Below are 9,578 nucleotides of genomic sequence, written 5' to 3'. Positions count from 1 at the left end.
GATCACATGCCGGAGAAACCGAGGGTGAACAGCGGCCTCCCGGCTGGTTCATGAACCCTCGCGTACACACCGGTCGACACCGCGACGGCGGCACCGACCAACAAGGCAACGCCTAAGGATTCGGAATAAAATAACTTGTTCACTTCGGGGTCCTCGCGAGCCCGTGACCTGCGAAGACGCATATTGGCTTGCATTAATTACTTCATTACGAATTCTAATGCCGTACCCGCATTCGTCTGCCGTTCGGCCCGGTCCGTGCCGGCTGCCATACCGCCCCCCGTCCCCTGAGACATCCTTGCTGCGCGAACTATGTCGGAAAGAACGCGGGCGCGTCCAGAGCCGTCGGGGAGATGACATCGTCAGTGGGATGACGATGCCGTCGGCTTGGATGACGGGCGGGCCGGAGCAGGGCCCGGCGTCAGGGCCGGAGACGGGCCCGCACCGCTCGGCGGAGTTCGTCGGTCGCGTCGACAACGACGCGGCGCAGGAGCGGGTCGAGACGATCGCGGGCCAGCAGGGCGTCCGCCTCCCGCACCGTCCCCACGGACACGGCGAACTGCGGATAGGCGTAGGTGGCGATCTGCCGGGCGGCGTGCGGGGATCGCCGGGCCGCCATCGCCGGCATCTGCTCGAAGTAGCGGGAGACGTACCCGCCGGTGAGATCCGCCTGCTCAGGCGGCCAGAAACCCTCGGCCGTCGCGGCGACGAGCCGGGCGGACATCGTGTCGTCGTCCACGATCGTCCGCCAGGCCCGGGCCTTCGCCTCGAGATCGGCGACGGCGGCGCAGGCCCACGCCGCATGCTCAGCGGCCCGGGCGCTGCGATCATGCCGGCTCTCGGCCGCGATCTCCGCCTCCCCGGCCCGCCCGAGTACGACCAGCCGGTGTAGCAGAGTCCAGCGTAGGTCCGGGTCGATGACCAGTCCGGCCGGCACGCCCGCCCCGGCGAGCCACGCCGCCAGTGTTCCCGCCTGCGCCGGTCCACTGCACCCGATGACCCCGCGGGCGGCGGAGAGCTGATGACCGCCTCCCGGTGCGGCGGCCGCGAGGACCCGCGCGCAGGCGGCGTGGAGCTCCTGCGCGGCCGCCGGTCGCGCCGACGGTGCGAGGTAGCGGTTCAGCACGGTGGCCCGGACGAAACGCAGGGCGTCCTCGAAGACGGCGATCTCGGTCTCCCGGGGCAGCGCACCCACGGCGAGCGTCAGATAGTCGGCGGCGGGCCATTCGGCGTCCCGGGTCGCGTCGGCCGCGGCCGCCCAGATGATCGCCCTGGCAAGCGGATCGGCCGTCCGCGGCAGGACGGTGGGCAAAGCGGCGAGGTCGGCCGGAGTGAAACGGACCTTGGCGTAGGTCAGGTCGCCGTCGTTGACCAGCAGCAGGCATCCCGCCTCGCTCCCGACCAGTGACGCGATCCCGGTGCGCCCGTCCGGCGCCGCCGGATCGATGTCCACCTCCACCCGGCGGAGCAGCACGATCGGCTCGGTCGGGTCGGTCGGCTCTGCCGGGCCGTAGACGCCGATGCCGATGCGGTGCGGACGCAGCGTCGGGTGCGTCGGCGGTGCCGTCTGGATCACCGTGACCTGCGCGAGGCGGCCGTCGGAACCGATCGTGATCTCGGGGCGCAGCGTGTTGACCTGTGCGTGGCGCAGCCACACCTCGGCCCAGCCGGCGAGGTCCCGGCCGCTCGCCGTGGTCAGCGCGGCGAGCAGGTCGGCCAGGGACGCGTTGGCGAAGGCGTGCTGGGCGAAGTACGCCCGCAGCCCGGTCAGGAAGGCGTCGTCGCCCACCCAGGCGACCAGCTGCCGCAGGGCCGACGTTCCCTTGGCGTAGGAGATGCCGTCGGAGTTCAGCAGGGCGAGCGCGGTGTCGGGGACGTCGGCCGGGGCCACCGGGTGCGTCGACGGCCGCTGGTCGGCGGCGTAGCCCCAGCTCTTGCGACCGACAGCGAAGCTGGTCCACGCCCCGGTGAACCGCGTCGCCTCGGCGGTCACCCGATAGCCCATGTACTCGGCGAACGACTCGTTCAGCCACAGGTCGTCCCACCAGCGCATGGTGACCAGATCACCGAACCACATGTGGGCCATCTCGTGGGCGATGACGACGGCACGCAGCTCCCGTTCGGCCTCGGTCACCGCCGAGCGGAACACAAACTCGTCCCGGAAGGTCACGCACCCCGGGTTTTCCATCGCGCCGGCGTTGAACTCGGGCACGAACGCCTGATCGTAGGTCCCGAACGGGTACCGGCTCGCGAACAGCTCGTGGTAGCGGTCCAGGCAGGCCCGGGTGATGCCGAAGATCTCCGCCGCGTCGGCGTCGAGGTACGGCGCGAGCGAGCGGCGGCAGAGCAGCCCGAGCGGGATGCCGTCGTGGAAGTCCTCGACGAGGTGGTACGGCCCCGCGACCACCGTCACGAAGTAGGTCGCCAGGGGGACCGTCTCGGTGAACTCCCACGGCCCCGGCAAGGTCTGCTTCCCGGCGCCGTTCGCCCGCACCGTCCAGTCGGGGGGTGCGGCCACGCTCAGGCGCACCGGCGCCTTGAGATCGGACTGGTCGAAGCAGGCGAACATCCGCTGGGCGTCGTCGAGGAAGGTCTGCGCATACAGGTAGACCTCGCCGTCCTCCGGGTCGGTGAACCGGTGCAGCCCCTCGCCGGTGTTCGAGTACCTCATCGTGGCCGTCACCACGAGCTCGTTCGTCGCGTGCAGCGCCGCGGAGGGGGAGCCGGTTGCCGTCGACGGCGGAGGGGGTCCAGCGGCTGGCCGTTGAGCCACAGCTGCTGGATGGATGCCGGTTTGAGCTCGACGAACGTCGTCAGCGCCGGTTCGCCGCCCGCCGACGAGCCGTCCGTGGCGAGAGAGCCGTCCGTGGGGGAACGGAGGCTGAAGCGCACCCTGGTCGTCGAGCCGAACTCCGTCGACGTGCGCGCCGCGGTCAGGTCGAGCTCGATCTCGTAGCCGTCAACGCGGACCAGGCCGGCACGGGCGAGGGCTTCATCCCGGGTGAGGCTGTGCATACGGCGAACTTATGGGATACCTCGTCGCCCGTCCGGCGCGGACCCGGTCACCCCTCCGATCTTGCCGGGTGGCTCGTCGATGTCAGTGCCCAGGGGCGAGGACAGGGTCGGTGACGCCGTGGGGGCAGGCGAACCGCTCGATGTCCCAACCGGCCCGGTAGGCGCTGTCGTAGAAGCCGAGGACGCCGGCCCGCCGGTCCGGGCTGCGTTCGAGGGCCGCGAGCGGGAGGACTCCGAAGCTGACCACCTCCCGCGAATAGGCCTCCCGGGTGACCGGATCGGTCTCGGCGGACTGGTCGACGGGCCGGTCGGCGAATCGGGTATGGGCGATGTCGAAGGTGTGCCAGAAATGGTGGACCGGGCTGACCTTGCCGCTGAATCCGGCGGCGAATTCCTCCAACAGCAGGTTGACCTGGCTGAGCGTCTGCCAGTAGCGGGCCACCGCCGCCGGGTCATAGGCGGCGTGCTCGGTGTCCTCGTTGAACGGACGTGCCGCGTCCAGCAGATCGAACGGATGCGGATGGTCAAGGCGGATCTTGATGCCGAGTGCCGCCAGCGCGTCGAAGGTGCGGCGGTAGAACGACGCTACCGACTGCGCGACCAGGGGAAACGAGATCGTCTCGCCGTCCAGGCGCTGGACGACCAGCTCATGACCGACGAAGTCGAAGTCGATGGTGAAGATCGGGTTTCCGTCGAGCTGGCCCATCGGACGCGTCGTCAGTCCACGGCCGGTCAGCTGGAACGGCACATTCCACCAGTGGTTGCGCCGTGGGCTCGCGGCCAGCCGGATCTTGCCGACGACCTGCAGGTAACGGTGTACGGTCTGCTTGGTCTCGGCCCAGCAGGACAACGGGAACGGGGCCAGCATCTCGACCATGGCGATCCCTCCGAACCGAACGAAGTGGAGCGGACAGCGCCAGTCTGAACACCGAAGGTGTTCCACGCATCCCGGGGGAGGACGTCACGGTTCAGCACCGGTCGGGCCGGCCACGGCAGTCCGGGACGATGACCCGGCGAATCTCGATCTCCCCGTCGCCGAACGACTTGAGGACCACCGAGTGCCGGAGCGCCTCGGCGACAAGCGGGATCTCACCGAGCACCGAGTCGGGGGGCTTGCCCATCATCAGGTAGTCGACGTCACGCCAGCCGTGGGGGAACCGGCCGCGCACCTGAGGGTCGAGGTCCAGCTTGTAGAACCACACTGGCAGCGGCCGGCGCCCGGCGATCGTGAGGTCGGTCCAGGCGATGTCGTCAGTGATGACGGTGCCCTCGGAGGAAATGTTCGCGAGAAACCATCGGGTCGCCTCGCGGCTCGGGGCACTCGCGTCCCGGGTGAGCGCGGTGCGGATCTTCGGTGTCCAGTCCGGGATCACCGTCGCGGCGGCCACGGACAGGGCCACAAGGACCACGAGGCAGCGCAGGCCGTTGACGATCGTGGCCGCGGTCGGCCCCGACCTCGACTCTGACTTCGACTCCGGCCCCGACTCCGACTCCGACTTCGACCCCGGTCGGGCATGATGCGGCGGACCGCGTCGCGGCTGTGCTCCACTCGGCAGGACGGCGTCGAGCAGTCCTGCCACGCACAACGCGGCGAATGGGAGCATCGCGGTGATGTAGGGGTTGGGCAAGTAGCCGTTGCGGAAAACGAAGGCGAACTGCAGCAGCAGCAGTCCGGCGACGACCCGCAGCCGCCGCAGGGCGAGCAGGGGAACCGCGGCCGCAATACCGGCGAGGACCAGGTAGGGATCGAGATCGAGCCAGGACCGCACGACATGGTAGGTGTCACTACCGGTGTCAAGCACGCTGCCGCTCGGGGCCCGGTCGAACAGCTGCCATCTGATCGCCCATTCCAGCGAGACGTGGCCGGGCCCCTCGAACAGCTCGTTCTTCGCGGCCGCATACAGGATGTAGATACCGCACACGCCGATCAGGCAGCCCATGAAGTTGCGCCGCACGAATCGCCAGTTACGAGGATCACGATTCTGCCGGAGCAGTACGTATAACCCCGGGAGGAAGATCAGGACGGTTTCTTTCGACCAGAACGCGAAGGCCATGAAGATCCCGGCGAACGCCGCCGCCGCGACACTGCGGCGCGGCGACGCCGCGCACACCAGGGCGGCGAGCAGCCACATCACGGCGATGTTGTCGAGGAACGCCATCCGCTGATACCACAGGGCGAGCGGTGAAAGCGAGAAGACGAGCAGGGCCAGGCCGGCGAAGAACCGTCGTAGGCCGAGGAGCCGACCGAACCGGTACAGTAGCACGCAGCTCACCAGATGCACGCCGAACATGAGCTCGTGGGCGGCGGTGACCGCCGTCGGCGCCCGGTTGAAACCATCAGTGATCTTCGTGTAGATGGCAATCAACAGCCATCCGCCGAACGGATGGTCGTACCAGTACGTGTAATGCGCGATCCGGTTTCAGTACTGCATCGAATACGCCTGGGCGGCATACGTGCCCTCGTCGTCGGTGACGCGGCCCGGCCAGCCGTCGAAGTTATAACCGTGCAGCACCGCCACCACCGTCAGGAGCACGGCGAGCAGGAGCAGGCTGCGGCGGCGGGCGCCGGCCCAGCCGACCAGTCGGCCGGCGAGTTCCCCGGCCCGGGCGGCGATCCAGGTCACGGCGGTCTGCGGGCCGAGCAGGCGGGGGTACGGGTTCGCGGCGTCGGGTGCGGTCACGACGCCGCCTCCAGCTCGAAGCGGCCGGAGGCGGTGCTGTGGTGGGCCCCGGAGTGGGAGGTCTTCTCCCACTCGACCCGGCCACGCAGCAACCGGGCCGTGGCGCGCACTGCGGCGGCGGAAAGCGCGAGCTGGTACAGCGGGGCGCAGAGCACGAGCCGCACGCTGTCCCAGCGACGCAGATCGAGCCCGTACGCCTCGGCGAACTCGCGGAACGCCGCCTGTTCGGAGAAGACCGTCATGACGGTCGCACCGAACGGAAGCCAGAAGACGATGACCAGACCGGTCGGCGCCGCCAGGAACAACGTGAGGACCAGCGACACCGGCAGCAGGACGCCGGCGAGTGCCTGGAAGAATGGCATCGTGAGCATCTCCACCGCCATGATGCGCTGGCGTGCTCCCGGAAGCGCCCGCCAGTCCCCCTTGAAGAGGACCTGCATGAATCCCATCATCCAGCGGGTGCGCTGGACGACGAGTTTCGTGAGGCTTTCCGGGGTCTCCTCCCGGATCGTCAGATCGGGGTGGTAGAAGACCGCGGTCGGGATTCCGGCGACCGAGGCCCGCACCCCGAGGTCACAGTCCTCGGTGAGGAAGGAGACGTCCCACCCACCGAGCCTTTCCAGCACCGTTCGCCGAATGAACACCGTATTGCCGCCAAGTGGGATGAAACGCGCGCGCCTGGAAACGCAGCCGCGACATGAACCAGATGTAGTACTCGAGGCAGTTGCGGGCCCGCCACCAGGAGGTGCCCGTGTCCAACCAGTGGAGGAACGCCCGCATCGGCGAGTGGTCCGCGGCGCGCCGCCACGCCGTGGCACGCGCGTTCATGAGCTGCACGCCGCCCTGGAAGATGCCGACGTCGGCGTGGCGCAGGGCCAGCGTGTTCACGTAACGCAGGAGTCCCCCGGCGATCAGGGACTCCGCGTCGACGACGCCAACCAGGTCTCCGGTGCAGTGCCGGCGGGCGTCCTCCAGGGACAGGGGTTTACTACGCCGGCTGCCTTCGGGCGCGACGACCCGCACGTTGGAATGCCGGCCAGCGATCTCCTCGGCGACCCGCCGGGTCTCCTGGTCGACCTCGTCATGGGACACCATCACGACCAGTTCCACCAGGTCGTGGGGGTAGTCGCCGGCAAGGATCTGGGTCAGGGTCCGCCCGAGCACCGGCTCGTCGCGGGCGGGGACGATGAGCGAGAAGCGGTTGCGGGGCGCGAGGTTGCCGGTCAGGTCCACGTGATGCACCCGCTCGGGGCGCTGCCAGCTGTACTGGCCGCGCACGAGAGTCAGGCTGGCGACCAACAGCATCAGCAGCGAGACGATCGTCCATGTGGCGAGCAGCACGACGTGATGATGCTCGGCCGCACGCACCCCCAGCGTCACCGCGAGGGGCACGCTGACCAGCGCCCACACCCAGCGGCGCCGGCGGCTGGCGCCGGGGGTCGACCCGCGGGCCCGCGCCCGGAACCGACGGGACAGGACCAAGCCGCCGGTCACCGCCGCCACCGCTCCCAGCACCACGGCGAACGGCTGGCCCAGGCGCGGACCGCCGTACGAGACCAGCCTGATGTCCGGCGAACCGGCGAACATGTAGACGTACCAGCCGCCCGACTCGCACGCGAGCCGGGCGAGCCACGGGATCCGCCGGCCCCGGCCACCCCGGCCGAACATCCGAGGCAGGACGATCGCGAGTGCTCCGGGCAGGAGGTAGGACGTGCTCCCGTCGAGACCGGCCAGCTCGGACAGCACGAGGGCCGACGTGGTGTACAGGGCGGCCCCCACCCCGCGGCCCCCCACCTCGCGGCCACTGCGATCCACGGCCGAGGTGAGCGTCGGGGCACGCGGGGAGCTCGGTGCGCACGGGCCTGCCGACGCGCACCGCGGGGGAGCGCCCGCGCACGCGGGACTTCGGAATCGGAATCGGATGTCACCTGTACCTGCCTGAAAGGGGTGGGCACGGAGCACCGCGGGCGGGCGACACCGCGGCGGGTCCGGTCCCCGGCCTGGATGGAGGGTCAGTTCGCCGCGACGAGCTTCGGGAGGTCGGCCACGTACTCGGCGACCGTGGTATCGGCGAATTAGCTCCTCGCCATTCCCTTGTAGTTCGTCGTTGGCGTGGAATACGCCAAGGTGCCGCCGGCAAGCAGGATCCGCCCGTCGGGGAGCTGCACATGCCCGGAACAGAACAGCCGGATGAGGACCCCGCCGGCGCCAAGGCGTACGCCGTCACCGGCGGGTGGGCTACGAAACCGCACCGGGCACCCCGTCCTCCGACGGCCTTCCGCGCGACGGCGACGCCGCCCGCTCAGGCACCGCCCGTCGCCGGTACACCAGCCGATCCACCACCAGGTATCGGACGATCACCGCGGCGGCCAGAGACATCAGGGTCGAGATGCCGACGCCGAGATGCCATCGCCCGACCAGCACCGCGAGCAGTGGCAGCCGGATGACCAGATCGAGGTTGTTGATGAGCGCGAACGCCGGATAGCGACGCAGCCGGGAACCCGTCTCCCGGTCCCAGACCAGGAGCTCGCAGCCGAGGAAGTTCCAGCCGATGGCGATCTGGATCGCGACGATCGCCGCGGCCAGGTAGTGCAGGCCGACGTGGTGAAGCACGGCGGTGCCAAGCAGGTTCGGCACCGTCCCGGACGCCCCGACCAGGGCGAAGCGCGCGGGCTTCGGAACCCGCAACGCGAACAGCCGCCGGGCGAAGCGGGCGCCTTCGGTCAGCGAGGCGTTGGAGGTCCCGGCGCGCCGCTCGGCGAAGGCGTACCCGATCTCGCGGACACGCAGCCGTCCGGACGCGACGAGCAGCTCCAGCAGGATCTTGTAGCCGTCCGGTCGCAGGCCGGCCCGGTCCACGACGGCAACCCGCACCAGGAAGAAGCCGCTCATCACGTCCGAGACGCCGCGCAGCCGACGGGGGAAGACCCACCGGCACAACCGGTTGGACCCCGTCGAGACCAGGTGCCGCATGCTTCCAGCGAGCCCCGATGCGCTGCCGCCGGACACGTACCGGCTGCCGATCACCACGTCGGCGGCATGTTCCACGGCGGTGCCGAGCAGCGCCGGGATGGTCTCCGGCGGATGCTGGAGGTTCCCATCGATGATCACCGCATAGGGTGCGGCACAGAGCGCGAAGCCCTCGCTGACCGCGCCCCCAGCCCGCCGACCCGCTGGGCTGGGGTCCGATGGTGCACCCGTACCGGTAACCGCATCGAGGGGCGGACGCGCGCGATGACCTCGGGTGTTCCGTCGTCGGAGTCGTCAACAAAGATCACTTCTCCGAACAGGCCGTGCAGCGCATCGTCGAGGCGCCGCAGCAGCGGTTCGACGTTGTGCGCCTCGTTGCGGGTGGGTATCACGACCGACACCTGTGGCCCGACGTCCACCCGGGGACCGACCGGTTCCGCGGCCGAACCGCCCGTCCGCTCGGGACGCTCCAGCGGGGGGCGGGGATGCGGCAGAACGGGCAGGCGGAGCAGGCCCGTGCGGTCGTCCGGTCCGCCCTCCGGCCCGGTCCGGCTCCCCCGATCGGCCCCACTCCCCTGCTCGATCCGGCTTCCCCGATCGGTCCTACTTTCTTGATCGGTCCTATCCCCCTGACCGGTCGAGGTCATCGGGTCCCCCCGGGGCCACTGACCCGCGAAACGCGGGTCAGTGCCGAGATAATCCCGATCCGTCGAATTCCGGACAATACAGTGCAACATTCACACGGCCACATTCCTGTGGTGATCATAACGAATTTCCCCCAGAGGCAGCAGAATAAGAGAAGTCCCGGATCGAGCCATCTACCGGCACCCCATGCCCGATCCGGGCCCTACGGTCATAAGGCCGGGCGAAAAATTACCGCAGGCCGTCGGCGGACGGGGGCGGGTGACAATGCCG

At 69.6% G+C, this 9,578-nt stretch carries 8 protein-coding genes and 3 pseudogenes; all 11 read right to left on the bottom strand.

What is annotated here, in order from left to right:
• Nucleotides 1–5: 5 nt before the first annotated feature.
• A pseudogene (locus AC08OT_RS16070) lies at nt 6–143 on the bottom strand (DUF6529 family protein); the annotation flags it as partial.
• 275 nt (nt 144–418) lie between these two features.
• On the bottom strand, nt 419–2,680 hold the full coding sequence (pepN, locus tag AC08OT_RS16065; protein ID WP_476593832.1) for an aminopeptidase N: 2,262 nt from the start codon (nt 2,678–2,680) through the stop codon (nt 419–421).
• Nucleotides 2,677–3,012, bottom strand: a complete 336-nt coding sequence (locus tag AC08OT_RS16060; protein WP_476593831.1) for a hypothetical protein — start codon at nt 3,010–3,012, stop codon at nt 2,677–2,679. Before AC08OT_RS16060 ends, pepN begins: the two co-directional genes overlap by 4 nt.
• Nucleotides 3,013–3,094: 82 nt before the next feature.
• Nucleotides 3,095–3,889 carry a DUF5996 family protein gene (locus AC08OT_RS16055; RefSeq protein WP_476593830.1) on the bottom strand — a complete coding sequence of 265 codons (795 nt, stop codon included), beginning with the start codon at nt 3,887–3,889 and terminating at the stop codon, nt 3,095–3,097.
• Between the two features lie 91 nt (nt 3,890–3,980).
• Nucleotides 3,981–5,378 (bottom strand): 4-amino-4-deoxy-L-arabinose transferase, encoded by a 1,398-nt coding sequence (locus AC08OT_RS16050; protein WP_476593829.1) that lies wholly within the window; start codon nt 5,376–5,378, stop codon nt 3,981–3,983.
• A gap of 54 nt (nt 5,379–5,432) precedes the next feature.
• A complete protein-coding gene (locus AC08OT_RS16045; RefSeq protein WP_476593828.1) occupies nt 5,433–5,693 on the bottom strand; it encodes a hypothetical protein in 261 nt (86 codons plus the stop codon).
• A pseudogene (locus tag AC08OT_RS16040) lies at nt 5,690–6,998 on the bottom strand (glycosyltransferase family 2 protein). Before AC08OT_RS16040 ends, AC08OT_RS16045 begins: the two are co-directional and overlap by 4 nt.
• Nucleotides 6,999–7,768: 770 nt before the next feature.
• Nucleotides 7,769–7,945 (bottom strand): hypothetical protein, encoded by a 177-nt coding sequence (locus AC08OT_RS16035; RefSeq protein WP_476593827.1) that lies wholly within the window; start codon nt 7,943–7,945, stop codon nt 7,769–7,771.
• Nucleotides 7,932–8,585: a GtrA family protein gene (locus tag AC08OT_RS16030; RefSeq protein WP_476593826.1), complete on the bottom strand. Its 654-nt coding sequence runs from the start codon at nt 8,583–8,585 to the stop codon at nt 7,932–7,934. The genes AC08OT_RS16035 and AC08OT_RS16030 overlap by 14 nt, the downstream gene beginning before the upstream one ends.
• Nucleotides 8,586–8,609: 24 nt before the next feature.
• Nucleotides 8,610–8,807, bottom strand: a pseudogene (locus tag AC08OT_RS16025) (glycosyltransferase); the annotation flags it as partial.
• On the bottom strand, nt 8,801–9,310 hold the full coding sequence (locus AC08OT_RS16020) for a glycosyltransferase (protein WP_476593825.1): 510 nt from the start codon (nt 9,308–9,310) through the stop codon (nt 8,801–8,803). The gene AC08OT_RS16020 and the pseudogene AC08OT_RS16025, both read right to left, overlap by 7 nt.
• Between the last annotated feature and the right edge of the window lie 268 nt (nt 9,311–9,578).

It is taken from the genome of Frankia sp. CgJB1 (genome assembly GCF_977947065.1).
The sequence above is the reverse complement of the archived record's forward strand: the minus strand, read 5'-3'. Positions and strand labels throughout refer to the sequence as shown.